At 61.8% G+C, this 23,581-nt stretch carries 19 protein-coding genes; 8 read left to right on the forward strand and 11 right to left on the reverse strand.

From position 1 onward, the window contains the following. Positions 1–49: 49 nt before the first annotated feature. The 10 genes from BBF94_RS13135 to BBF94_RS13180 form a co-directional block, all read right to left on the reverse strand. Positions 50–670 carry a TetR/AcrR family transcriptional regulator gene (locus tag BBF94_RS13135; protein ID WP_065259453.1) on the reverse strand — a complete coding sequence of 207 codons (621 nt, stop codon included), beginning with the start codon at positions 668–670 and terminating at the stop codon, positions 50–52. Between the two features lie 28 nt (positions 671–698). Continuing rightward, positions 699–2,381 (reverse strand): class II poly(R)-hydroxyalkanoic acid synthase, encoded by a 1,683-nt coding sequence (phaC, locus tag BBF94_RS13140; protein WP_065259454.1) that lies wholly within the window; start codon positions 2,379–2,381, stop codon positions 699–701. A gap of 150 nt (positions 2,382–2,531) precedes the next feature. Then, positions 2,532–3,386 (reverse strand): poly(3-hydroxyalkanoate) depolymerase, encoded by an 855-nt coding sequence (gene phaZ / locus BBF94_RS13145; protein ID WP_065259455.1) that lies wholly within the window; start codon positions 3,384–3,386, stop codon positions 2,532–2,534. A gap of 154 nt (positions 3,387–3,540) precedes the next feature. After that, complete coding sequence (phaC, locus tag BBF94_RS13150) at positions 3,541–5,220, reverse strand: class II poly(R)-hydroxyalkanoic acid synthase (protein WP_065259456.1); 1,680 nt, start codon at positions 5,218–5,220, stop codon at positions 3,541–3,543. A gap of 258 nt (positions 5,221–5,478) precedes the next feature. Continuing rightward, positions 5,479–5,856 carry a gamma-butyrobetaine hydroxylase-like domain-containing protein gene (locus tag BBF94_RS13155; protein ID WP_065259457.1) on the reverse strand — a complete coding sequence of 126 codons (378 nt, stop codon included), beginning with the start codon at positions 5,854–5,856 and terminating at the stop codon, positions 5,479–5,481. Between the two features lie 153 nt (positions 5,857–6,009). Next, on the reverse strand, positions 6,010–7,347 hold the full coding sequence (hslU, locus tag BBF94_RS13160; RefSeq protein ID WP_065259458.1) for an ATP-dependent protease ATPase subunit HslU: 1,338 nt from the start codon (positions 7,345–7,347) through the stop codon (positions 6,010–6,012). A 55-nt stretch (positions 7,348–7,402) separates the two neighbouring features. Next, the gene (gene hslV / locus BBF94_RS13165; protein WP_007968352.1) at positions 7,403–7,933 is read right to left on the reverse strand and encodes an ATP-dependent protease subunit HslV; all 531 of its coding nucleotides are present in this window, start codon (positions 7,931–7,933) and stop codon (positions 7,403–7,405) included. A gap of 259 nt (positions 7,934–8,192) precedes the next feature. Beyond that, a complete protein-coding gene (locus BBF94_RS13170) occupies positions 8,193–8,909 on the reverse strand; it encodes an SPOR domain-containing protein (protein WP_065259459.1) in 717 nt (238 codons plus the stop codon). 1 nt (position 8,910) lies between these two features. After that, positions 8,911–10,647: an arginine--tRNA ligase gene (gene argS / locus BBF94_RS13175; protein WP_065259460.1), complete on the reverse strand. Its 1,737-nt coding sequence runs from the start codon at positions 10,645–10,647 to the stop codon at positions 8,911–8,913. A 142-nt stretch (positions 10,648–10,789) separates the two neighbouring features. Next, the gene (locus tag BBF94_RS13180; RefSeq protein WP_065259461.1) at positions 10,790–13,009 is read right to left on the reverse strand and encodes a primosomal protein N'; all 2,220 of its coding nucleotides are present in this window, start codon (positions 13,007–13,009) and stop codon (positions 10,790–10,792) included. Between the two features lie 282 nt (positions 13,010–13,291). Between BBF94_RS13180 and rpmE the strand changes: the two genes are divergently transcribed. From rpmE to BBF94_RS13195, 3 genes are all read left to right on the forward strand, one after another. After that, positions 13,292–13,510 carry a 50S ribosomal protein L31 gene (gene rpmE / locus BBF94_RS13185; protein ID WP_007952398.1) on the forward strand — a complete coding sequence of 73 codons (219 nt, stop codon included), beginning with the start codon at positions 13,292–13,294 and terminating at the stop codon, positions 13,508–13,510. 41 nt (positions 13,511–13,551) lie between these two features. After that, positions 13,552–14,334: a thermonuclease family protein gene (locus BBF94_RS13190; RefSeq protein WP_065259462.1), complete on the forward strand. Its 783-nt coding sequence runs from the start codon at positions 13,552–13,554 to the stop codon at positions 14,332–14,334. Positions 14,335–14,517: 183 nt separating this feature from the next. Continuing rightward, the gene (locus BBF94_RS13195) at positions 14,518–15,786 is read left to right on the forward strand and encodes a malic enzyme-like NAD(P)-binding protein (protein WP_065259463.1); all 1,269 of its coding nucleotides are present in this window, start codon (positions 14,518–14,520) and stop codon (positions 15,784–15,786) included. A gap of 264 nt (positions 15,787–16,050) precedes the next feature. Here BBF94_RS13195 and BBF94_RS13200 read toward each other — a convergent pair whose 3' ends face one another. Then, the gene (locus BBF94_RS13200; protein WP_065259464.1) at positions 16,051–18,498 is read right to left on the reverse strand and encodes a penicillin-binding protein 1A; all 2,448 of its coding nucleotides are present in this window, start codon (positions 18,496–18,498) and stop codon (positions 16,051–16,053) included. A 216-nt stretch (positions 18,499–18,714) separates the two neighbouring features. Here BBF94_RS13200 and BBF94_RS13205 point away from each other — a divergent pair, with 216 nt between their 5' ends. Genes BBF94_RS13205 through pilQ form a run of 5 tightly spaced genes read left to right on the forward strand, consistent with a single transcriptional unit; the run spans position 18,715 to position 23,578 of the window. Next, a complete protein-coding gene (locus BBF94_RS13205) occupies positions 18,715–19,779 on the forward strand; it encodes a pilus assembly protein PilM (protein WP_065259465.1) in 1,065 nt (354 codons plus the stop codon). Continuing rightward, entirely contained in the window at positions 19,779–20,345 is a 567-nt protein-coding gene (locus tag BBF94_RS13210) for a PilN domain-containing protein (protein WP_065259466.1), read from the forward strand. The genes BBF94_RS13205 and BBF94_RS13210 overlap by 1 nt, the downstream gene beginning before the upstream one ends. Further along, a complete protein-coding gene (gene pilO / locus BBF94_RS13215) occupies positions 20,342–20,965 on the forward strand; it encodes a type 4a pilus biogenesis protein PilO (protein WP_065259467.1) in 624 nt (207 codons plus the stop codon). The genes BBF94_RS13210 and pilO overlap by 4 nt, the downstream gene beginning before the upstream one ends. After that, entirely contained in the window at positions 20,962–21,486 is a 525-nt protein-coding gene (locus BBF94_RS13220) for a pilus assembly protein PilP (protein ID WP_065259468.1), read from the forward strand. The genes pilO and BBF94_RS13220 overlap by 4 nt, the downstream gene beginning before the upstream one ends. A 13-nt stretch (positions 21,487–21,499) precedes the next feature. Then, the gene (gene pilQ, locus BBF94_RS13225) at positions 21,500–23,578 is read left to right on the forward strand and encodes a type IV pilus secretin PilQ (RefSeq protein WP_065259469.1); all 2,079 of its coding nucleotides are present in this window, start codon (positions 21,500–21,502) and stop codon (positions 23,576–23,578) included. Positions 23,579–23,581 lie beyond the last annotated feature (3 nt).

Genomic DNA, 23,581 nt, shown 5'->3' on the forward strand with positions numbered 1-23,581 from the left:
CCCTCTCCCTCTGGGAGAGGGCTAGGGTGAGGGCGGCGATCTGCCTGACTCACTCGTGATCTTCGAGATACTGCAGCGCCATCCGCTCCGTCGCCACCTTCACCGGCGGCAACAGGTGCGGCGCCACCAGCATCATGATCTGGTACACCACCAGCCTTACTTCCCCCTCGCGATCGAGAATCCGCTGGTAGTCCAGCGAGAACAGCAGGGTCATGGTGATCTGTTCCACCAGTTGTCCCAGCGCCTGGGTATCGCTGACCAGTTGCCCCGATGCTTTCAACCGCGCGAGCAGTGACGCCAGCGTGCGCTTCAGGACATTGAGGAACTGGCGAATGCCCTTGGCCAGTTTCGGCAGGCGCCCGGCCAGGTTCGACAGGTCCTGGAACAGGAACCGGTACTGCGCCAGGCGTTCGACGATCAGGTGCAGGAACAACCAGTAATCCTCTGGCGCCAGTTCGACATCGGCGGGCGGGTCGAGCAGTGGCGCCAGTTCGTTCTGAAAACGCTCGAACAGCCCGAGAATCAGCGGTTCCTTGCCATGGAAGTGGTAGTAGAGGTTGCCCGGGCTGATCCCCATTTCATTGGCAACCTCCATGGTGGAGACGTTCGGCTCGCCCTTCTCGTTGAACAACTGCAGGGCACATTCGAGGATCCGTTCGCTTGTTTTCATCCAGTATTCTTAACAGGGTCGGGGTCGGTCAGCGCACGCGCACGTAAGTGCCGGGTGCCGCCTCCATCGGTGGATAATTCGCGTTGCCCAGGGTCATCCGGGTTTCATGCAGGGTGCCGGAACGTTGCTGGACCCATTCCAGCCATTGCGGCCACCAGCTGCCGTCGACTTTTTTCGCGTCGTAGTACCAGGCGCGCGGGTCGCTGCTCAGCTTGCCGTTCTCGACGTAGGTGGCTTTGGGGTTGCTCGGCGGATTGAGAATGCTCTGCACATGGCCGCTGTTGGACAGCACGAAACGCCGCTCGCCGCCCAGCAGCAGGGTCGAGCGATAGACCGCGTCCCACGGCGTGATGTGGTCGTTCATGCCGGCCACGCTGAAACTGTCGACCGTGACTTTCTGCAGGTCGATCGGCGTGCCGCAGACTTCCAGGCCTCCCGAATGAATCAGCGGGTTGTGCTTGAAGAAGTCCAGCAGATCGCCATGAAACGCCGCCGGCAGGCGGGTGCTGTCGTTGTTCCAGTAGAGGATGTCGAACGCCGGCGGCTCCTTGCCCAGCAGGTAGTTGTTGACGAAGTAGCTCCAGATCAGATCGTTGGGTCGCATCCAGGCGAACACTTTGGCCATGTCGCGACCGTCCAGCACGCCTTTCTGATAAGAGCGGCGCTTGGCCGCTTCGAGGGTCTGCTCGTCGGCGAACAGTGTGGCCGGAGAGTCGATCTGGCTGTCCAGCAGGCTCACCAGATAGGTGGCGCTGGAGACCCGCCGCAACTGCCGCTTGGCCTGCAAGTGCCCTTGCAGCGCGGCGATGGTCAGCCCGCCGGCACAGGCTCCCACCAGGTTGACTTCCCGGGCACCAGTGATCGCCCGGCAGATATTCATCGCTTCTTCCACGGCCTCGACGTAGGTCGACAGGCCCCATTCGCGATGGCGCACGTCCGGATTGCGCCAACTGATCATGAAGGTCTGCAAGCCGTTTTTCAGGGCGTACTGGACGAAGCTGTTGTTCGGGCTCAGGTCGAAAATGTAGTACTTGTTGATTTGCGGCGGCACCACCAGCAACGGTTTCGAGTACTGCTTTTCGCTCATTGGCCTGTACTGGATCAGTTCGAGCAATTCGTTGCGAAACACCACCGAGCCGGTGGTGGTGGCAACCGTCTTGCCGACTTCGAAAGCCTGTCTTGTCACCTGACGTGGCAAGCCGTCGTTGTGCAGCAGGTCATCGAACAGATGACTCAGGCCGCGCACCAGACTGTGACCGCCGGAGTTGAACAGCTCCTTGATCGCCAGCGGATTGAGCAGCGTATTGGAAGGCGCCACGGCGTCGTTGATCAGGGAAAAAGCGAAGTGCGCACGGGCGCGATCGTCGTCGCTCATGCTGCTTTCGTCGATCCAGCTCTTGACCTGTTTCTGCCAGCTCAGATAGGCCTGCAGGCTCCGGCGATAGAACGGATTGAGGCTCCAGGCCGGGTCGGCAAAGCGGCTGTCGTTGGGGTTGGTCGGGTGCAGGGTTTCGCCGAGCAGCACGCGTCCGAGCGCGCCACCGAGTTTCAACGCGTGTCTGGCGCTGTGGATCGGGTTGCGCAGACCATGGGCGGCGACGCTGCGCAGCGTCGAAATCAGATCGCGGCCACGCAGGCCGGCCATTGCACTCTGTGCATTGATGAACACGGCAGGACCGGGCGCTGCGCCCGTCGCTGGTTTGTCGCGCATGACTCAACACTCCTTCGTCTTCAGGTCAATAACAAACACACCGAACCAGAACACCATAGACGCTGTTGCGGGTTGTTGCCTGCGCGGCGTCCTGCCACGCACTTGCAAAAAGTCCTGCAAGGAACTGTCCAGAAAACCGTGTCCGAACGGTTATCCGCCCAGCGGTGTTGGGTGGGGATGCATCACTGCGCGAAGGCGTTCCTCCTGGAGAAATTTCATGATGATCGGCGCCACGGCTTCGGCCCGGGTGATGAGGAACAGATGCCCGTCATCGATGATGTGCAATTGCGCGTTGGGAATGCGCCAGGCGAGCAGACGCATGTTGATCAGCGGGATCAGCGGATCGTCGTCGCCGGCCAGCACCAGAGTCGGCTGGTGGATCTTGTGCAGCCAGTGAATGCTGGTCCAGCCGAGGCCCGCGAACAGTTGCCAGTAATAGCCGAGCTTGCCCGCCGAACGTACCTTGGCCGCATGGCTGGCGGCGAGGGTGGGATCACGCCGGAACGAACCGCCGTAGATCATCGGGGCGATGCGGATCACATGGGACGGCTGGATGTAGCGGCGCGGACTGGCCATCATCCACAGCACCTTCGGCTTGCCCGGCACCATCACCGCGCCCGCTGCCGTGGCGGCCAGTACCAGCTTCTTGCAGCGCTCGGGATAGTCATGGGCGAACTGCTGCGCCAGCGCGCCGCCCCAGGACACGCCGATCACATTGACCTGGCCGTAGTCGAGGTAATCGAGCATGCGTGCCGTCAGCTTCGCCAGCCCGGGAAAGCGGTACGGCCGGCTCGGCGTCGAAGAACCGCCGACGCCAGGCACGTCGAAGGCGATCACTTCCAGATCCGGATCCAGCGCCGCGACAAAAGGAAACACCAGCTCCAGGTTGGCGCCGATGCCGTTGAAAATCAGCAAGGGCGTCAAGTGAGGCTTGCCGGGGCGTACGGCGGTCCGGAGGGTCTGGCCATCCAGCTCGACGGTACGGAAGATGAACGGTTGCGGCATGCTTCAGGGCCCTGTGGGTGAAATCTCTATCTCATCTTTAACTGTGGGAGCGAGCTTGCTCGCGAAAGCGGCGGATCAGTCGATTTCAATGTTGAATGTCAGTCCGCCTTCGTCGGAACGCCGCCCGGAGCAAGCTCGCTCCCACAGGTGTCAGTTACCGCTCGTGTACGTAAGTGCCCGGCGAGGCTTCTCCCGCCGGATACGCCTTGTTGCCCAGCTTCGTCGGTGCCTTTTTCAGTTCGCCCGAGCGTGCCGCCTGCCAGGCCTGCCAGTACAGCCACCAGGAGTCGGTGTGCTTGGTCGAGTTTTCCTGCCAGTCATCGGCATTGGCGGTCATTTCGTCGCTGGTCATGTAACGGGATTTCGGGTTGCCCGGCGGGTTCAGGATGCTCTGGATATGCCCGCTGCTGGACAGCACGAATTCCACCTTGCCACCAAACAGCTGCGCCGACTTGTAGCAGGATTTCCACGGGGTGATGTGGTCGTTGGTGCCGGCCAGCGAGAAGATGTCGGCCGTGACCTTCTTGAGGTCGATCGGCGTGCCGCACACTTCCAGTGCATCGGGACGGGTCAGTGGATTGTTTTTGAACATCTCGATCAGGTCACCGTGGAACGCGGCCGGCAACCGGGTGGTGTCGTTGTTCCAGAACAGGATATCGAACACCGGCGGTTCGTTGCCCAGCAGGTAGTTGTTGACCCAGTAGTTCCAGATCAGGTCGTTGGGGCGCATCCAGGCGAAGACCTTGGCCATGTCTTTGCCTTCCAGCACACCGGCCTGATACGAATGACGCTTGGCCATCTCCAGGGTCTGCTCGTCGACGAAGAGTGCGACGTCGCTGTCCAGGGTGGTGTCGAGCACGCTGACCAGCAGGGTCAGGGCATTGACCTTGTTCTCGCCGGTGGCGGCGTAGTGGCCGAGCAGGGCGGTGCAGGTGATGCCGCCGGAGCAGGCGCCGAGCATGTTGACGTCCTTGCTGCCGGTGATCGCGGTGACCACGTCGACCGCTTCCTTCAGGGCTTCGATGTAGGTCGACAGGCCCCACTCGCGCTGTTCCTTGGTCGGGTTGCGCCAGCTGACGATGAAGGTCTGCACATTGTTGCGCAGGCAGAAGCGCGCCAGGCTCTTGTCCGGGCTCAGGTCGAATACATAGAACTTGTTGATTTGCGGCGGCACCACCAGCAGCGGACGCTCGTGTACCTGCTCGGTGATGGGTTTGTACTGGATCAGCTCCAGCACGTCGTTGCGAAACACCACTGCGCCTTCGCTCACGCCCAGGGTCTTGCCGACCTCGAAGGCGCCCATGTTGACCTGGCTCGGCATGCCGCCGTTGTGCACCAGATCCTTGGCCAGATGGGAGAGGCCGTCGAGCAGGCTTTTGCCGCCGGTCTCGAAGAAGCGTTTGACCGCCGCCGGGTTGGCCATGCTGTTGGTCGGCGCCATGGCTTCGGTCATCAGGTTGATCACGAAGTGGCCGCGCGCGATGTCCTTGGGCGAGAGGCTGCTGTCGTCGATCCAGGCATGGAGTTCCTTGCGCCATGCCAGGTAGGTTTGCAGGTAACGTTTGTACAGCGGGTTCTGACTCCACGCCGGATCGACGAAGCGACGGTCATCGCCAGCCGGTTGCAGTTCTGATTTGCCGAACAGCACGTTCTTCAGTTCGAGGCCGAAATGAGTGACGTGTCTGACGCTATGGATCGGTTGTTTGATGGCCTGGGTCAGCACCATCCGAGCAGAGGCCAGCAGATCCTTTCCGCGTAGCCCAACGACGGGATTCAGCCCCAGGGTGTTCTCCGAGGCCTGGTACTTCAAATCATCGTTATTCTTGTTACTCATCTACGACGCTCCATTGTCCTGAGACGAGTACCCGGTTTTCTGCTGTGCAGTTCCACAGCCAATGCCAGGTACTACTGCTCGGGTGACCGTTGATTCTGCATAGCTGCTTTACAGTCGTAGAGCACTGCAGGGAACTTGCCAGTTCCATTGGTTACCCGAGATTGATTTTTTTCGCAAGCAGCCGATCCCGGGCCGCTTTAGCGGAGCATTCAAACAGATGAATCTAGAAAATGCCCTCTAAACAGTCCGAGGTGCGGACTAGAGCATCAGCTTGACGACGGACTGGTCCGGGTCGCGGGTTTTGCCGGCAGCTTTGAGCTCGGCCAGATAATCCGCCCAGAGTGCGTCATAACGTCGCCCCAGTTCGTAGAGGTAATCCCAGGTGAACAGGCCGCTGTCATGACCGTCGTCGAAGGTCAGTTTCAGTGCGTACTGACCGGCCGGTTCGACCTTGGTCAGGCCGACATGCAGCTTGCCGGATTGCAGAATCGGTTTGCCGTGGCCCTGGACCTCGGCGGAGGGGGAATGCACGCGCAGGAATTCGGCGGGCAGGGTGTATTCCTCGCCGGACGCGTATTTGAGCGACAGGGTTTTCGAGGCTTTGTGCAGTTTGATGTCGGTGGGGAGTTGGGTCATGGGCTGGCGTCCGATGTGTGGGCGACCCTTGAGCAAATGTGGGAGCGAGCTTGCTCGCGAAAGCGGTGTGTCAGACAACATTGATATCGACTGACACGGCCTCTTCGCGAGCAAGCTCGCTCCCACAGGGTCCGCTACTGCTGTAAGTATGGCTTACAGGATATAACGGGACAGATCTTCGTTCTGTGCCAATTCGCCCAGGTGGCTGTTGACGTACTCGGCGTCGATCAGGATCGCCTTGTCGTCGTGGGCGCTGGCCAGGTCGCCGGCACTGAACGACACCTCTTCCAGCAGGCGCTCGAGCAGCGTGTGCAGGCGACGGGCACCGATGTTCTCGGTCTTCTCGTTGACCTGCCAGGCGATCTCCGCCAGGCGCTTGATGCCTTCCGGCTGGAACTGGATGTTCAGGCCTTCGGTCTTCAGCAGCGCGCAGTATTGCTCGGTGAGCGAAGCGTGCGGTTCGCTGAGGATGCGTTCGAAATCTTCCGGGCTCAGGGCCTTGAGTTCGACGCGGATCGGCAGACGGCCTTGCAGCTCCGGCACCAGATCGCTCGGCTTGCTCAGGTGGAACGCACCGGAGGCGATGAACAGGATATGGTCGGTCTTGACCATGCCCAGCTTGGTGTTGACGGTGCAGCCTTCGATCAGCGGCAGCAGGTCGCGTTGCACACCTTCGCGGGACACATCGGCGCCGCCGACATTGCCACGCTTGGCGACCTTGTCGATTTCGTCGATGAACACGATGCCGTGCTGCTCGACCGCCTCCAGGGCCTTGGCCTTCAACTCTTCTTCGTTGACCAGGCGACCGGCCTCTTCATCGCGCACCAGTTTCAGCGCTTCCTTGACCTTCAGCTTGCGGGACTTCTTCTTGCCCTTGCCCATGTTGGCGAACAGGGACTGCAGCTGGTTGGTCATCTCTTCCATGCCCGGAGGCGTGGCGATCTCGATGCCGGCCATTTCGGCCACTTCGATCTCGATTTCCTTGTCGTCCAGCTGGCCTTCACGCAGGCGTTTGCGGAACAGCTGGCGGGTGTTGGAATCCTGGGTCGGCGCGTCTTCGTTGCCGAAGCCCATGCGTGCCGGCGGCAGCAGGGCGTCGAGGATGCGGTCCTCGGCTGCGTCTTCGGCGCGGTGGCGCACGCGGGTCATTTCCTGCTCGCGCAGCATCTTGATCGCGGCATCGGCCAGATCCCGGATGATCGATTCGACGTCGCGGCCAACGTAGCCGACTTCGGTGAACTTGGTCGCTTCGACCTTGATGAACGGTGCGTTGGCCAGCTTGGCCAGGCGACGGGCGATCTCGGTTTTACCGACACCGGTCGGGCCGATCATCAGAATGTTCTTCGGGGTCACTTCAACGCGCAGCTCTTCAGGCAGCTGCATGCGGCGCCAGCGGTTGCGCAAGGCAATCGCGACAGCGCGCTTGGCATCGTCCTGGCCGATGATGTGGCGGTTGAGTTCGTGGACGATTTCGCGGGGAGTCATGGACATAATAATTGACGGTCCTCAAGCAGAAACAAGCCGTGGCACAGGGGCCGCATCAGGCTCATTCAGCGAGATCCTGCTCCTCAATGGTCTGGGTGTGGTTGGTGAATACGCAGATGTCGCCGGCGATGCCTAGAGCGGTCTCGACGATTTCGCGGGCCGACAGGTCGGTCTTCTTCAGCAGGGCGCTGGCGGCGGCTTGCGCGTAGGCGCCGCCGGAACCCATGGCGATCAGGCCGTCTTCGGGTTCGACCACGTCACCGTTGCCGGTGATGATCAGCGAGGCATCCTTGTTGGCAACCGCGAGCATCGCTTCGAGGCGGCTCAGGGAGCGGTCGGTGCGCCATTCCTTGGCGAGTTCGACGGCGGCGCGGATCAGGTGGCCCTGATGTTTCTCGAGCTGGCCTTCGAAACGTTCGAACAGGGTAAAGGCGTCGGCGGTGGCGCCGGCGAAACCGGCAATGACCTGGCCGTGGTACAGGCGACGAACTTTCTTCGCGTTGCCTTTCATCACGGTGTTGCCGAGAGAAACCTGGCCGTCGCCGCCCATGACGACTTTGCCGTGGCGGCGGACTGAAACGATGGTGGTCAAGGGAAGAGTCTCCACACTGCGGGGCGAAAATGCCTTATGCCCCTTCATATGGGGGTGGTGGAGAGGATTTCAACTGCGGGGCGGGAGAGGGGACGAGCGGTGGTTTGTACATGAGCGCTCCCACGCAGAGAGACATGATCGTTCCCATGCTCCGCGTGGGAATGCCTCAATGGACGCTCCGCGTCCCTGCGGCAAGAGACGCGGAGCGTCCCGGGCTGCATTCCCACGCGGAGCGTGGGAACGATCAGTGGGGCGTTGTTTAGCGGCTCTGGCGTTGTTGTAACAACAGGTTGCTGAACCCTGCGCCCGCCAGTTGTTTCTGGGCGGTGGTCAGTTGTTCGCGGTTGCTGAACGGACCGACCAGTACGCGGTACCAGGTTTCTTCCTTCACCGTCCCGGATTCAACTGCCACCGCCTGGCCGAGCAGGATGATCTGCGCGCGAACCTTGTCGGCATCGGCCTCTTTGCGGAACGAGCCGGCCTGCAGGAAGAACTTGGTCACCGGCGCAGCCTTGGTCACCGGCGGCGCTGGCGGCGGGGTGATTCCGGCGAGTGCGGCCTGGGCGCGTGCGGTGTCGATCTTCGCCGCTTCGGCCGGGGTCACCGGTGTGGTCGGAATCGCCGGCACCTGTGGCGTCGGCAGGGTTTTCTCCGGCACGGCGTCAGGCGGCACGATCACCTCCGATTCCGGCAGCAGGGTGTAGAAGTCGTACTTCGGCTTCACCGGTTGCGTCGGGCTCGGCGGGGTCTTGTTGGCCTCGGCGATCTTGGTGGCTTTCTGTTGTTGCTGTTGCTCGACCTTCTCGCGCTTGACCGTGTCGCTGCCCTTGCCCGGCTCCAGTTTCATCAGGAACACGATGAACGCGCCGACCGTCAGGCCGATGGCCATCCACAGCCAGCCCGGGATCGGTTGCTTCGCAGGAGCTTGGTAACGGCTGGCGCCACGCTTGGGTGCAGGTTTTTTCTTGGCAGCCAACTTACATACGCTCCAGGGTTTCCAGGCCGAGCAGTTCCAGGCCTTGCTTGAGGGTACGGCCGGTCAGCGCGGCAAGGCGCAGGCGGCTCTGCATTTGTGCCGGGGTGTCCGCGGCGAGGATCGGGCAGTTCTCGTAGAAGCTGGAGAACAGGCCGGCGACGTCGTACAGGTAGGTGCACAGGGTGTGCGGCGTGCCCTTTTCCGCGACGTTGTTCAGCACTTCACCGAACTGCGCCAGTTTGGCCGCCAGTTCCTGCTCGTGCGCCGCTTCGAGGACGATCTGACCGTCGACTTCGCTGAAATCCTTGCCCAGCTTGCGGAACACGCCGGCCACGCGAGTGTAGGCATACAGCAGGTACGGCGCGGTGTTGCCTTCGAAGTTGAGCATCAGGTCGAAGTTGAAGCTGTAGTCGCTGGTGCGGTGCTTCGACAGGTCGGCGTACTTCACGGCGCCGATGCCGACTACTTTGGCGATGGCGCGCAGTTCATCTTCGGCGAGCTCAGGGTTCTTTTCCTTCACCAGACTGTAGGCACGTTCCTGCGCTTCGGTCAGCAGATCGATCAGCTTCACGGTGCCGCCGTCACGGGTCTTGAACGGACGGCCGTCGGCGCCGTTCATGGTGCCGAAGCCCATGTGCTCCATTTCCATCGGATGGGTCACGAAACCGGCCTTGCGCGCCACGGCGAACACTTGCTGGAAGTGCAGGGCCTGACGCTGGTCGACGAAGTACAGCGCACGGTCGGCCTTGAGTTTGCCGCTGCGGTAGCGTACGGCGGCCAGGTCGGTGGTGGCGTACAAGTAGCCGCCGTCGGCCTTGACGATGATCACCGGCAGCGGCTCGCCTTCGGCGTTCTTGAATTCGTCGAGGAACACGCACTGCGCGCCGTTGCTTTCAACCAGCATGCCGGCGGCCTTGAGGTCGTTGACCACGTTGATCAGGTCGTCGTTGTAGGCGCTTTCGCCCATCACGTCGGCCATGGTCAGTTTGACGTTCAACAGTTCGTAGATCTTCTGGCAGTGCGACAGCGAGATGTCCTTGAACCGGGTCCACAGGGCCAGGCATTCGGCATCGCCGGCCTGCAGCTTGACCACCAGGCCACGGGCGCGGTCGGCGAATTCCGGGGATTCGTCGAAACGCTGCTTGGCGGCGCGGTAGAAGTTTTCCAGGTCCGACAGCTCGTCGCTGGTGATCGGATTTTCCTGCAGATACGCCATCAGCATGCCGAACTGGGTGCCCCAGTCGCCGACGTGGTTCTGACGGATCACGGTGTCGCCGAGGAATTCGAGTACCCGGGCCACGCCGTCGCCGATGATGGTCGAGCGCAAGTGGCCGACGTGCATCTCTTTGGCCAGGTTCGGTGCCGACAGGTCGACCACGGTGCGTTGCGCCGGGCCGGCCTTGCGCACACCGACGTGAGCGTCGGCCAGGGCAGCGTCGAGGCGCGAGGCCAGTGCCTGGGTGTTCTGGAAGAAGTTGATGAAGCCGGGACCGGCGATTTCGGCCTTGCTGACGTTCTCGTCGGCCGGCAGGGCGGCGATGATTTTTTCCGCCAGGTCACGTGGCTTCATGCCTGCAGGCTTGGCCAGCATCATCGCGATATTGCTGGCGAAGTCGCCGTGGGTCTTGTCCCGGGCATTTTCCACCTGGATCGCCGGCGTCAGGCCTTCAGGCAACACACCTTCGTTGACGAGTTGGGTGAGGGCTTGTTGGATCAGCTGGCGAATGGTGTCTTTCATGGTCTTCTCTTTCGACCGCAAGCGCGGCGGCGCATCGATGCGCGGGTGGAAAAACTGGGCATTATCCGTTGCGAAGACGGGCTTGCCAACCTTAGCAGGCAGGATGTGGATGTGTGGTGACAATTCGAGCGGTTTTGCCCAGTCAGTACAGATCCACCGGATCAACATCCAGCGACCAACGCACCGCCCGCCCGCTCGGCATCTGCTCAAGCGTCAGCAGCCAGCTCGCCAACAACCGGTGCAGCGGCGCCCGGGCGGTGGCCTGCAATAGTAATTGAGCGCGGAAGCGTCCGGCGCGGCGTTCCATCGGTGCCGGCACCGGTCCCAGCAGCTCGATGCCGCTCAGGTTCTGTTCGGCCAGCAAGCGCTCGGCTTCGCTGCACGCCTCGTCGAGAAAACCTTCGGCCTGCCCCGGCTTGTGCGCTTCAGCGCGCAACAGTGCCAGATGAGCGAACGGCGGCAGGCCAGCGGCGCGGCGCTCGCTGAGGGCCTGTTCGGCGAAGGCGAAATAACCCTGCTCGGTCAATTGCACCAATAAAGGATGGTCGGCCAGATGGGTCTGGATGATTACCTTGCCCGGCTCCTCAGCCCGCCCGGCGCGCCCGGCAACTTGCACGATCAATTGCGCCATGCGTTCGCTGGCACGGAAGTCGCCGGAGAACAGGCCGCCGTCGGCATCGAGGATCGACACCAGCGTCACCCGGGGGAAGTGGTGACCCTTGGCCAGCATCTGGGTGCCGACCAGGATGCACGGCTGGCCTTTCTGGATCGTGGCGAACAACTGGTTCATCGCGTCCTTGCGCGAGGTGCTGTCGCGGTCGACGCGCAGCACCGGGTAATCCGGGAACAGAATCGCCAGCCGCTCCTCGGCCCGTTCGGTGCCGGCGCCCACCGGTCGCAGATCGACCTTGTTGCACTTCGGGCACTGACGCGGCACGCGCTCGACGTAACCGCAATGGTGGCAGCGCAATTCGCCATAGCGCTGATGCACGGTCATCCGCGCATCGCAGCGCTGGCACTCGGACATCCAGCCGCAATCGTGGCACAGCAGTGTCGGGGCAAAGCCGCGGCGATTGAGGAACACCAGCACCTGCTGGCCGGCGGCGAGGGTCTGGCCGATGGCTTGTTGCATCGGTCCGGAAATACCACTGTCCAGCGGGCGACTTTTTACATCCAGGCGCAGGAACCGTGGCGGTTTGGCGCCGCCGGCCCGTTCGTTCATTCGCAGCAGTCCGTAACGACCGGTGTAAGCGTTGTGCAGGCTTTCCAGCGATGGCGTTGCGGAGCCGAGGACAATCGGGATGTCTTCCTGTCGTGCCCGCACCAGCGCCAGGTCCCGGGCGTGATAGCGCAAGCCCTCCTGCTGTTTGTAGGAGCTGTCGTGCTCTTCGTCGATGATGATCAGCCCCGGATTTTTCATCGGGGTGAACAGCGCCGAACGGGTGCCGATAATAATGTCGGCCTCGCCGTCACGGGCAGCGAGCCAGGCATCCAGACGGTCGCGGTCGTTGACTGCCGAGTGCAGCAGAGCGATGCGGGCGTTGAAGCGTTGTTCGAAACGGGCCAGGGTTTGCGGGCCGAGGTTGATCTCCGGGATCAGCACCAGCGCCTGCTTGCCGGCCTCGAGGGTTTCGCGGATCAGCTGCAAATAGACTTCGGTCTTGCCGCTGCCGGTGACCCCGGCCAGCAGGAATGCGTGATAACTGTCGAAACCGGCGCGAATCGCTTCATAGGCGGCGCGCTGTTCGCCGTTGAGCGGCAGTTCCGGCTGGGCCAGCCAGTGCTCGTGACGCACGCCGGGGGCGTGGCGGCGCACTTCGACCTGCACCAGATCCTTGGCCAGCAGCAGGTCGAGGCTGTCCTTGCTCAGCATCAGTTTGCTCAGTAACTGATGGGCGACGCCGTGAGGATGCTGGGCCAGCGTTGCCAGGGCTTCACGCTGGCGCGGGGCGCGGGCGATGCGCGGGTCATCGAGGCTGGCACCGGGAGCGACGGACCAGAAGCGCTCCTGGCGCGCCTCGGCCAGTTCGCCCTGACGCAGCAGCACGGGCAGCGCCCAGCTCAGGGTGTCGCCGAGGCTGTGCTGATAATACTGGGCGGTCCACAGGCACAGCTTGAACAGGGCCGGTGGCAGGGGCGCGGTGATGTCGAGCAGGGCCAGCGCCGGCTTGAGTTTGTCCGCCGGGACTTCGCTGGTGTCGCTGACTTCCACCAGTATCCCGATCATCTCCCGACGACCGAACGGTACCCGCAGGCGCATGCCCGGTTGCAACTGCGAACGCCGGACACCGGCCGGGGCCCGGTAATCGAACAGGCGGCGCAGGGGCGAAGGCAGGGCGAGGCGCAGAATGGCGTCGGGCACGCGGGATCTCGATCAAACAGGAAGAAGGGTTTGGCTTATAACCCTGTGGGAGCGAGCTTGCTCGCGATGGCATTCTGTCTGTCAGCCTCTTTATTGACTGACACGGCGCCTCCGCGAGCAAGCTCGCTCCAACAGGGATCGCGCAATGGCCGGGAGCCTAGCAGACGGTCGGTCTAAGGGACAGCTTGCGTGATTGGCATTGTCTGGTAGAATCCGCGGCCTAATTACGTGCGGTATTCAACAATCGTGTTGGATGGCGGCACGCCAGCTGAGGAAAACACCATGAAAGCCGATATCCACCCGAATTACCCAGAAGTTGCAGTAACTTGCAGCTGCGGCAACAAGTTCGAAACCCGTTCGACCTTCGGCAAAGCCCTGGCGATCGACGTTTGCAACGAGTGCCACCCGTTCTACACCGGTAAGCAGAAGACTCTGGACACCGGTGGTCGCGTTCAGAAGTTCGCCGACCGTTTCGGTGCTTTCGGCGCGAAAAAGGCCTGAGGCCCTTCATTCTGGAAAACCTCAGCGGCTTTTCCGGACTGATGAAAAAGGCGTCCCTTGCGGGCGCCTTTTTTGTGTCCGCGATTTGGCTGTCCGCTGCCCAGGCCTTTTGTCCGGCGCCTTCGGGCGTGTCCAGCGTTGTGGTGCAGCGGGTCGTCGATGGCGACACTGTGCGCCTGAGTGACGGCCGCAGCGTACGCCTGATCGGTCTCAACACACCTGAATTGGGCAAGCAGGGTCGCAGCGACGAACCGTTTGCCGTGGCGGCGCGCAAACGCCTGGAAGCCCTGGTGGCTGACAGTGGCGGGCGGGTCGGTTTGCGCCTTGGTGCGCAAGAAAAAGACCATTACGGGCGTACGCTCGCCCATCTCTACAGCGTCAACGGCGCCAGTCTCGAGGCGCAAATGCTCGCCGAGGGCCTGGGTTTCCAGGTCGCGGTGGCACCGAATGTCGATCTTGTCGATTGTCAGCAAGCCGCCGAACGTAGCGCCCGGCAGGCCGGGCTTGGTCTTTGGAGACGCTCACCTGTACTGAAAGCGGAGCAGATCGAGCGCTCGGGTTTCGCCATCGTCAGCGGGCGTGTGAGCAAGGTTCAGCGCAATCGTGGCGGAATCTGGATCGAGTTGCAGGATAAGCTTGTACTGCGTGTTGCACCCAATCTGCTGGATCGCTTCGATGGCAATGCCCTGCAAGTGCTGGAGGGCAGGCAGATCGAGGCCCGGGGCTGGGTGGTCGACCGTTCCCGGAAGGGTGGCTTGAAAACCGGTCAGGCCCGTTGGCTGCTGCCGCTGACCGATCCTTCCATGTTGCAGACATCTCGCTGAAGAAAAATTGTAGACATTTTTTCTGTTGATTGTGAACAGTCGAGCCCTTGTGCGCCGTGGCTCTTGGCCCAAAGTCGTAGGGCAGGGCGCTTGACAGGGGTGACCGGGCAGTCTTGTGGGGACTTTGCGAGGCGCGTATCCTCGCTGACCAGTCTGTCCAACAGTAAAAAGCGGAATGCCAAAATGTCTGATCTGAAAACTGCCGCTCTCGAATATCATGCCAATCCTCGTCCAGGAAAGCTGAGTGTCGAGCTCACCAAGGCCACTGCTACCGCCCGCGACCTGTCGCTGGCCTACAGCCCCGGCGTAGCTGAACCAGTGCGCGAGATCGCCCGCGATCCTGAGCTGGCCTACAAGTACACCGGCAAGGGCAACCTGGTTGCAGTCATTTCCGATGGCACCGCGATTCTCGGTCTGGGTAACCTCGGCCCACTGGCCTCCAAGCCTGTGATGGAAGGTAAAGGCGTGCTGTTCAAGCGCTTCGCCGGCATCGACGTCTTCGACATCGAAGTCGACTCGGAAAGCCCGCAAGCCTTCATCGACACCGTCAAGCGCATCTCCATCACCTTCGGTGGCATCAACCTGGAAGACATCAAGGCTCCGGAGTGCTTCGAGATCGAACGCGCCCTGATCGAGCAGTGCGACATTCCGGTATTCCACGATGACCAGCACGGCACCGCGATCGTCACCGCTGCCGGCATGATCAACGCCCTGGAAATCGCTGGCAAAACCCTGGCGGACGCTAAGATCGTCTGCCTGGGCGCCGGCGCTGCCGCCATCTCCTGCATGAAACTGCTGGTGAGCATGGGCGCCAAGGTCGAAAACATCTACATGATCGACCGTACCGGCGTGATCCACGCTGGCCGTGACGACCTGAACCAGTACAAGGCCGTGTTCGCTCACGCGACCGACAAGCGCACCCTGGACGACGCCATCGAAGGCGCTGACGTGTTCGTCGGCCTGTCCGGCCCGAACCTGCTGAGCGCCGAGCAGCTGAAGCGCATGGCGGCCAACCCGATCGTCTTCGCCTGCTCCAACCCGGATCCGGAAATCTCCCCGGAGCTGGCTCACGCCACCCGCAACGACGTGATCATGGCCACCGGCCGTTCGGACTACCCGAACCAGGTCAACAACGTACTGGGCTTCCCGTTCATTTTCCGTGGTGCCCTGGACGTTCGCGCCAAGCGCATCAACGAAGAAATGAAGATCGCTGCCGCCAACGCCCTGAAGGACCTGGCCAAGCTGCCGGTGCCGAAGGAAGTCTGCGCCGCCTACGGCGTCGATGCACTGGAGTTCGGCCGTGAGTACATCATTCCGAAGCCGATGGACGCACGCCTGATCACCGTCGTCTCCGACGCCGTGGCCAAGGCCGCCATCGAGACCGGTGTGGCGACCCTGCCATATCCGAAGCACTACCCGCTGAAAAGCGTGGATGACGTGTTCAACGGCTAAGTCGTTGTAACGCTCCAAACGAAAGCCCTGGCTCGTGAGAGCCGGGGCTTTTTTGTGCCTGAGGGTTTTGTATCGGGTGCGCAGGCCTCATCGCTGGCAAGCCAGCTCCCACAAAAGATGAAGTGAGGCGCACACTGTGGACATTCAACAAACCCTGTGGGAGCTGGCTTGCCAGCGACGGGGCCGGTTCATCCACTGTAACTCCCTCAAACAATAAAAAGCCCCGCACTTCTCACGAAGGCGGGGCTCTTTAGCGGATCCGGATCAGAACAAATCGATCGGCGCCTGTTCATCCGCCGGCAGCGGGCTGCCCGGCACGGCGCCATTGCCGATCTCGTTGACCGACGGCGGCGTGTCTTCGGCCTTGAACAGTTCGAAGTAGGCGCCAGGGGTGCTCGGCGAAGCTGCGCGACCGCTGACCGGGTCTACCCGCAGGCTGAGGATGCCTTCCGGCTCTGGCTGGACATGCGGTGGCTTGTCCTTGAGTGCCGCGCTCATGTAGTTCATCCAGATCGGCAGCGCCACGGTGCCGCCGAACTCCCGGCGACCGAGGCTTTCCGGCTGGTCGAAACCGGTCCAGACCGTGGTCACGTAATCGGCGTTGTAACCGGAGAACCAGGCGTCCTTGGATTCGTTGGTGGTACCGGTTTTGCCCGCGATGTCGCTGCGGCCCATGGCCAGTGCGCGGCGACCGGTGCCGAGCTTGATCACGTCCTGCAGCATGCTGTTGAGGATGTACGTGGTACGGCCATCGACAATGCGCTCGGCGACTGCCGGTGTTTGCGGCACAGCGGCGCTGCCCGGTGCTTCACCCGGAACCGGTGCTGCGTCGACGGTGATCGATTGGGTCGCCGGTGCTGCGATGCCGTCGGTGACCGCGCCGCCCTGCGGTACGGTCGGCGGGTTGGCGACGAACAGCGTGTCGCCGTTACGGCTTTCGATCTTGTCGATGATGTACGGAGTGATCTTGTAACCGCCGTTGGCGAAGGTGCTCCAGCCGGTAGCGATTTCCATCGGCGTCAGGGTCGCGGTGCCCAGGGCCAGCGAAAGGTTTGGCGGCAGGTCCTGCTTGTTGAAGCCGAAGCGGGTGATGTAGTCGATGGTCTTGCCTACGCCCATCGCCTGCAGCAGGCGGATCGAAACCAGGTTGCGCGACTTGTACAGGGCCTCGCGCAGGCGTATCGGGCCGAGGAAGGTATTGGTGTCGTTCTTCGGACGCCAGACCTTGTCCAGATACTCGTCGACGAACACGATCGGTGCGTCATTGACCAGGCTGGCAGCTGTGTAGCCGTTGTCCAGTGCGGCGCTGTAGACGAACGGCTTGAAGCTCGAGCCCGGCTGACGCTTGGCCTGCATCGCGCGGTTGTAGTTGCTCTGCTCGAAGGCGAAACCGCCGACCAGCGAGCGGACCGCACCATTCTGCGGGTCAAGCGATACCAGTGCGCCTTGCGCCTGCGGAATCTGGCTGAACTTCAGCGAATTGTTCGGCTGGCGCTGCACGCGCACCAGATCACCGACCTGCGCCACATCCGAAGGCTGACGCGGCGCGGCGCCCATGCTGTTGGTATTGAGGAACGGACGCGCCCATTTCATGGTGTCCCAGGCCACATGCTCTTCACCGGTACGGGTCAGCACTTGCAGGCCGTTCTTGTCGACCTGGGTGACGATGGCCGGTTCGAGGCTGCTGATGGTGCGTTGTTTGGTCAATTCGACGGCCCAGGCTTCACGGGTCTTGCCCGGCAGGCGCGATTCGGGGCCACGATAGCCGTGACGCTGGTCGTAAGTCATCAGGCCTTCGTGCAACGCGGTGTTGGCCATTTCCTGCAGGTTGCTCGGCACCGTGGTGGTGACGCGGAAACCTTCGGTATAGGCGTCGCTGCCGTAGCGGCCGACCATTTCGGCGCGGGCCATCTCGGCGATGTACGGCGCATTCACTTCCGGGGTCGGTACGTGATAGCTGGCGTTCAGCGGTTCGTTGATGGCGGCGGTGTAGTCGGCTTCGGTGATCTTGCCGAGTTTGTACATGCGCCCGAGGATCCAGTCGCGACGCTCCTTGCTGCGGGCGGGGTTGGCCAGCGGGTTGAAGCGCGACGGGGCTTTCGGCAGGCCGGCGATCATCGCCATCTGCGCCAGGCTGACCTCGCGGATCGACTTGCCGTAATACACCTGCGCCGCCGCCTCGATGCCGTAGGCGCGGTTGCCCAGATAGATCTTGTTCACGTACAGCTCAAGGATCTCGTCCTTGGTCAACTGCCGCTCGATCTGCAGGGCCAGGAGGATTTCAGTCGCCTTGCGCGAGAAGCTGCGTTCGCTGGTCAGGAAGAAGTTCTTCGCCACCTGCATGGTAATGGTGCTGCCACCGGACTGAATGTGCCCGCTTTTGACCAGTTGGGTCGCGGCACGCATCAGGCTGCTCGGATCGACACCATAGTGGTTGGCGAAATTGTCGTCTTCAGCACTTAGTAACGCATTAATGAAATTGGGGGGAATGTCGGCGAAACGGATCGGTGTGCGGCGCATTTCGCCAAATTCTGCGATCAATTTGTTGTCGCTGCTGTACACCCGGAGCGGAATCTGCAACTGAATGCTTCTCAGCGCCTCCACAGATGGCAAACCCGGACTAAGGTAAAGAAACGCGCCGCTGAGAACTAAAAGCAGTCCGCAGAAAACGGCGACGATGGACCAACCGAAGAATTTCAGCAGACGAATCAAGGCTTTTGGACATCCAGGGCAAAGAATGAATTTGGCGCCAGGGTTCCGGGAACACACAGAACGGCCCGCGCTGGCGGTACAAAGCGGAAAAAATCGCTGGGCATTATAAGCACTTTTCCGCTGGGGGCGTCATTTGCGCTTCTGTCAAGACGGGGCCAGGGAACGCAATGCGCATTACAGAGTCCGTAACTCACGGAAAGTCATAGGGAATTGGTAGTGCTAGGACTCTTCAATAAAAAGACCAATACGTTGCTGGGGATCGATATCAGCTCCACTTCGGTGAAGTTGCTGGAGCTCAGCCGCCAGGGGGAGCGCTACCGGGTCGAGGCGTACGCGGTGGAGCCGTTGCCGGCCAATGCCGTGGTCGAGAAGAACATCGCCGAACTCGAAGGCGTCGGGCATGCCCTGTCCCGGGTGCTGGTCAAGGCGCGCACCGGGCTGAAATCCGTGGCAGTGGCGGTGGCCGGCTCTGCGGTGATCACCAAGGTCATCGAGATGGATGCCGGCCTGTCCGAGGACGAGCTGGAAAACCAGCTCAAGATCGAGGCCGACCAGTACATTCCCTATCCGCTGGACGAAGTGGCCATCGATTTCGAAGTCCAGGGCGTTTCGCCGCGCAACCCCGAGCGGGTCAATGTGCTGCTGGCCGCCTGTCGCAAGGAAAACGTCGAAGTTCGGGAGGCGGCCCTGGCCCTGGCCGGTCTGACAGCGCGGGTGGTGGACGTCGAGGCTTATGCCCTGGAACGTTCGTTCGGCCTGCTGGCCACCCAATTGGCCGCCTCGCAGGAGCGCCTCACCGTCGCGGTGGTCGACATCGGCGCCACCATGACCACCCTCAGCGTCCTGCATGACGGGCGGATCATCTATACCCGCGAACAACTGTTCGGCGGTCGCCAGCTGACCGAGGAGATCCAGCGTCGCTATGGCCTGACCCTCGAGCAGGCCGGGCTGGCCAAGAAGCAGGGCGGCCTGCCGGACGATTACGTCAGCGAAGTCCTGCAGCCGTTTCGCGAGGCGCTGGTGCAGCAGGTTTCGCGCTCCCTGCAATTCTTCTTTGCTTCCGGTCAGTACAACGCGGTCGATCACATAATGCTGGCCGGCGGTACGGCCTCGGTGCCAGGTCTGGACCGCTTGATCGAAGAACGCCTGGGCACGCCGACCCAGGTTGCCAATCCGTTTTCCGACATGGCCCTGAGCAGCAAGGTCAACGCCGGGGCACTGGCCAGTGACGCGCCGGCCCTGATGATTGCCTGCGGGCTCGCGCTCAGGAGTTTCGACTGATGGCGCGGATCAACCTTCTCCCCTGGCGCGAGGAGCGCCGCGAAGAACGGCGCAAACGCTTTCTGCTGGCCCTGACCGGGGTGGTGGTCGGCTCGATCGGTGCGGTGTTCATTGCTGCGCAGGTGCTCGGTATGGCCATCGAACATCAACAGGCTCGTAACGACTACCTCGGCAAACAGATCGCCGTGATCGATGAGCGGATCAAGCAGATCAGCGAACTGAAGGCGCGTCGTCAGCAACTGGTGGAACGCATGCGCATCATCCAGGACCTTCAGGGTAATCGGCAGATCAGCGGGCGGATCTTCGATCAACTGGCGCGTACCCTGCCTGACGGTGTGTATTTCACCAGCGTGAAAATGGTCGGCAAGACCCTGTCGATCAGTGGCGCGGCGGAATCGAACAATCGGGTATCGGACCTGATGCGCAACCTTGAAGCGTCCGACTGGTTCGATGCGCCGACCCTGAATGAAGTCAAGGCGACCACGGCAGGGCAGCTGGATCAGGCCAACGTTTTCCAGTTGACTGTTCATCAGACCCGGCCGAAGAACCTGGAGGACGAGCCATGAAACCGTCCGAATGGCTGGCCAGCCTGCGCAATATCGATTTCAACGATCTGGACACCAGCAACATCGGCTCGTGGCCGCCGGCAGTGAAAGGCCTTGCCGGGGCGCTGCTGATGATTCTGGTTCTGGCGCTGGGCTACAACTTCTTCATCAGTGACATGGAAAACGGGCTTGAAACCAAGCGTACGGAAGAAGCCACGCTCAAGGAACAGTTCGCCAGCAAGGCGCGCATGGCGGCCAACCTGGAGCTTTACACGCAGCAGATGAGCGAGATGGAGAACTCGTTCGGTGTGCTGCTGCGGCAATTGCCCAGCGATACCGAAGTGCCCGGGTTGCTGGAGGACATCACCCGCACCGGACTGGGCAGCGGTCTTGAATTCGAAGAGATCAAACTGTTGCCCGAAGTGACGCAGCAGTTCTACATCGAGCTGCCGATCCAGATCACCGTTACCGGCGCCTATCATGACCTCGCCACCTTCGTCAGCGGTGTGGCCGGTCTGCCGCGGATCGTGACCCTGCATGATTTCGAACTGGCCCCGGCCAACCCTGAGGGCGGGACGAAGCTGCGCATGAGCATCCTCGCCAAGACTTACCGCTACAACGACAAGGGGCTGCAGAAATGAGCCCGATCCGATTCCTTCTGTTGTCGACATTGACCCTGGGGTTGTGCGGTTGCGGCGGCAACGACTTCAGCGATCTCGATGCCTACATGAATGAGGTGCGCCTGCGGCCGCCAGGCAAGATCGAACCGACACCGACCTTTCGTTCCTTCCCGACGTTCACCTACAGCGCAGCCAATCTGCGCAGCCCGTTCTCGCGTCAGGTTCGGGTCGATCTGGCCGGGCAGCAGCACGGTTCACGTAACGTCAAACCCGATCCGAACCGGGTCAGGCAATACCTCGAAGGTTTCAACATCGAGCAGTTCGAGATGGTCGGCACGATTGCCAATGCCTCCGGCTTCTATGCGCTGTTGCGCGGTGCGGGCGGGGTGCATCGGCTGAAAGTCGGCGATTACCTGGGGCGCAACGAGGGGCGCATCGTCGCCATCAGCGCCTCCCAGGTCGATGTGATCGAGATCGTTCCGGACGGCGAAGGCGCCTGGCTGGAGCGGCCGCGCACCATTCCTTTGAAAGAGCACTCATAGTGGAAGTCGAACAATGAACAGGATTTTCTCCACCCTCGGTTTTTCGCTATGGATAGCGCTGCTGTCACCGATGGTTGAAGCGGCCAACCTGAAGATGCTGGACGTGGCGGCGTTGCCGGGGGATCGCGTCGAGTTGAAGCTGTCGTTCGACGGCCCGCCGCCGCAACCCAAGGGTTACACCACCGACTCACCGGCGCGGATCGCCCTCGATCTGCCGGGAGTAACCAGCCAGCTTGCGAGCAAGACCCGCGACCTTGGCAGCGGCAACGCGCGTTCCGCCACGGTGGTCGAGGCCAACGACCGTACCCGATTGATCATCAATCTGACGCAGCTGGCACCCTATGACGCCCGGGTCGAGGGCAACACGCTGTTCGTGGTGGTCGGACAAGGCACCAGGCCCAGTGCGCCGCGACCTGCCGCGAAGACGCCGCGTGCCACGCCGGTCGCGGCGCCGGCCCGGGCTTACGCGCCAGTCGCCAGGGCCATCCGTGGTGTGGACTTCCAGCGTGGCACTGCCGGCGAGGGCAACGTCGTCATCGACCTGTCCGACCCTGCCATCGCGCCAGACATCCAGGAGCATGACGGCAAGATCATTCTCAACTTTGCCCGTACCCAGTTGCCGGAACCGTTGCGGGTGCGTCTTGACGTCAAGGATTTCGCCACCCCGGTGCAGTTCGTCAACGCCGCCGTCAGCGGGGATCGGGCGATCATTACCGTCGAGCCCGGCGGCACGTTCGACTATTCCACCTACCAGACCGACAACAAGCTGACCGTGAGTATCCGGCCACTGACCATCGACGATCTGCAAAAACGCAACGCCGACCGCAACAACTACAGTGGTGAGAAACTGTCCCTCAACTTTCAGGATATCGACGTGCGTTCGGTGCTGCAGTTGATTGCGGACTTCACCAACCTCAACCTGGTGGCCAGCGACACGGTGCAGGGCGGGATCACCTTGCGCCTGCAAAACGTGCCGTGGGATCAGGCGCTGGATCTGGTGCTCAAGACCAAAGGACTGGACAAGCGCAAGGTCGGCAATGTGTTGCTGGTGGCGCCGGCAGATGAAATTGCCGCTCGCGAACGGCAGGAGCTGGAGTCGCAGAAGCAGATCGCCGAGCTGGCGCCACTGCGTCGTGAACTGCTGCAGGTGAACTATGCCAAGGCGGCGGACATTGCCAAGCTGTTCCAGTCGGTCACCAGCGCCGAGGCCAAGGTTGACGAGCGGGGCTCGATCACCGTCGATGAACGCACCAACAACATCATCGCCTATCAGACCCAGGACCGCCTGGACGAGCTGCGGCGGATCGTGGCGCAGCTGGATATTCCGGTGCGCCAGGTGATGATCGAGGCGCGAATCGTCGAGGCCAACGTCGATTACGACAAGAGCCTGGGCGTGCGCTGGGGCGGTTCGATCCAGAACAAGGGCAACTGGAACACTTCCGGGGTCAGCAATGGTTCGTCGACCACGATCGGTACGCCGGGCAGCACCAGTACCAACTCGCCGTTCGTCGACATGGGCACGGTCAACAATACCTCCGGGATCGGCATCGCCTTCATCACCGACAACGTCTTGCTGGATCTCGAGCTGACGGCGATGGAGAAGACCGGCAACGGCGAAATCGTCTCGCAGCCCAAGGTGGTCACCTCCGACAAGGAGACAGCGAAGATCCTCAAGGGCACCGAGATCCCGTATCAGGAGGCCAGCTCCAGTGGTGCCACGTCGGTGTCCTTCAAGGAGGCCTCGCTGTCGCTGGAAGTCACGCCGCAGATCACGCCGGACAACCGCATCATCATGGAGGTGAAGGTCACCAAGGACGAGCCGGATTACCTGAACAAAGTGCAGGATGTACCGCCGATCAAGAAAAACGAGGTCAATGCCAAGGTACTGGTGAACGACGGCGAGACCATCGTGATTGGCGGGGTTTTCTCAAATACTCAGAGCAAGGTCGTAGATAAGGTGCCATTTCTTGGCGATGTGCCGTATCTTGGCCGCCTTTTCCGGCGTGATGTGGTTTCGGATAAAAAATCCGAGCTGCTGGTATTCCTCACTCCGCGTATCATGAATAACCAGGCGATTGCTGTGAGTCGTTGATTC

This window comes from Pseudomonas bananamidigenes (assembly GCF_001679645.1).
Lineage (GTDB): Bacteria > Pseudomonadota > Gammaproteobacteria > Pseudomonadales > Pseudomonadaceae > Aquipseudomonas > Aquipseudomonas bananamidigenes.

What these genes read in the sequence shown, in the direction of transcription:
- BBF94_RS13155 (WP_065259457.1), bottom strand. Translation starts at nt 5,856, where the DNA reads ATGACCCAACTCCCCACCGACATCAAACTGCACAAAGCCTCGAAAACC.
- BBF94_RS13195 (WP_065259463.1), top strand. Translation starts at nt 14,518, where the DNA reads ATGTCTGATCTGAAAACTGCCGCTCTCGAATATCATGCCAATCCTCGT.
- pilO (WP_065259467.1), top strand. Translation starts at nt 20,342, where the DNA reads ATGAAACCGTCCGAATGGCTGGCCAGCCTGCGCAATATCGATTTCAAC.
- phaZ (WP_065259455.1), bottom strand. Translation starts at nt 3,386, where the DNA reads ATGCCGCAACCGTTCATCTTCCGTACCGTCGAGCTGGATGGCCAGACC.
- phaC (WP_065259454.1), bottom strand. Translation starts at nt 2,381, where the DNA reads ATGCGCGACAAACCAGCGACGGGCGCAGCGCCCGGTCCTGCCGTGTTC.
- BBF94_RS13220 (WP_065259468.1), top strand. Translation starts at nt 20,962, where the DNA reads ATGAGCCCGATCCGATTCCTTCTGTTGTCGACATTGACCCTGGGGTTG.
- argS (WP_065259460.1), bottom strand. Translation starts at nt 10,647, where the DNA reads ATGAAAGACACCATTCGCCAGCTGATCCAACAAGCCCTCACCCAACTC.
- pilQ (WP_065259469.1), top strand. Translation starts at nt 21,500, where the DNA reads ATGAACAGGATTTTCTCCACCCTCGGTTTTTCGCTATGGATAGCGCTG.
- BBF94_RS13210 (WP_065259466.1), top strand. Translation starts at nt 19,779, where the DNA reads ATGGCGCGGATCAACCTTCTCCCCTGGCGCGAGGAGCGCCGCGAAGAA.
- BBF94_RS13135 (WP_065259453.1), bottom strand. Translation starts at nt 670, where the DNA reads ATGAAAACAAGCGAACGGATCCTCGAATGTGCCCTGCAGTTGTTCAAC.
- rpmE (WP_007952398.1), top strand. Translation starts at nt 13,292, where the DNA reads ATGAAAGCCGATATCCACCCGAATTACCCAGAAGTTGCAGTAACTTGC.
- phaC (WP_065259456.1), bottom strand. Translation starts at nt 5,220, where the DNA reads ATGAGTAACAAGAATAACGATGATTTGAAGTACCAGGCCTCGGAGAAC.
- hslU (WP_065259458.1), bottom strand. Translation starts at nt 7,347, where the DNA reads ATGTCCATGACTCCCCGCGAAATCGTCCACGAACTCAACCGCCACATC.
- BBF94_RS13190 (WP_065259462.1), top strand. Translation starts at nt 13,552, where the DNA reads ATGAAAAAGGCGTCCCTTGCGGGCGCCTTTTTTGTGTCCGCGATTTGG.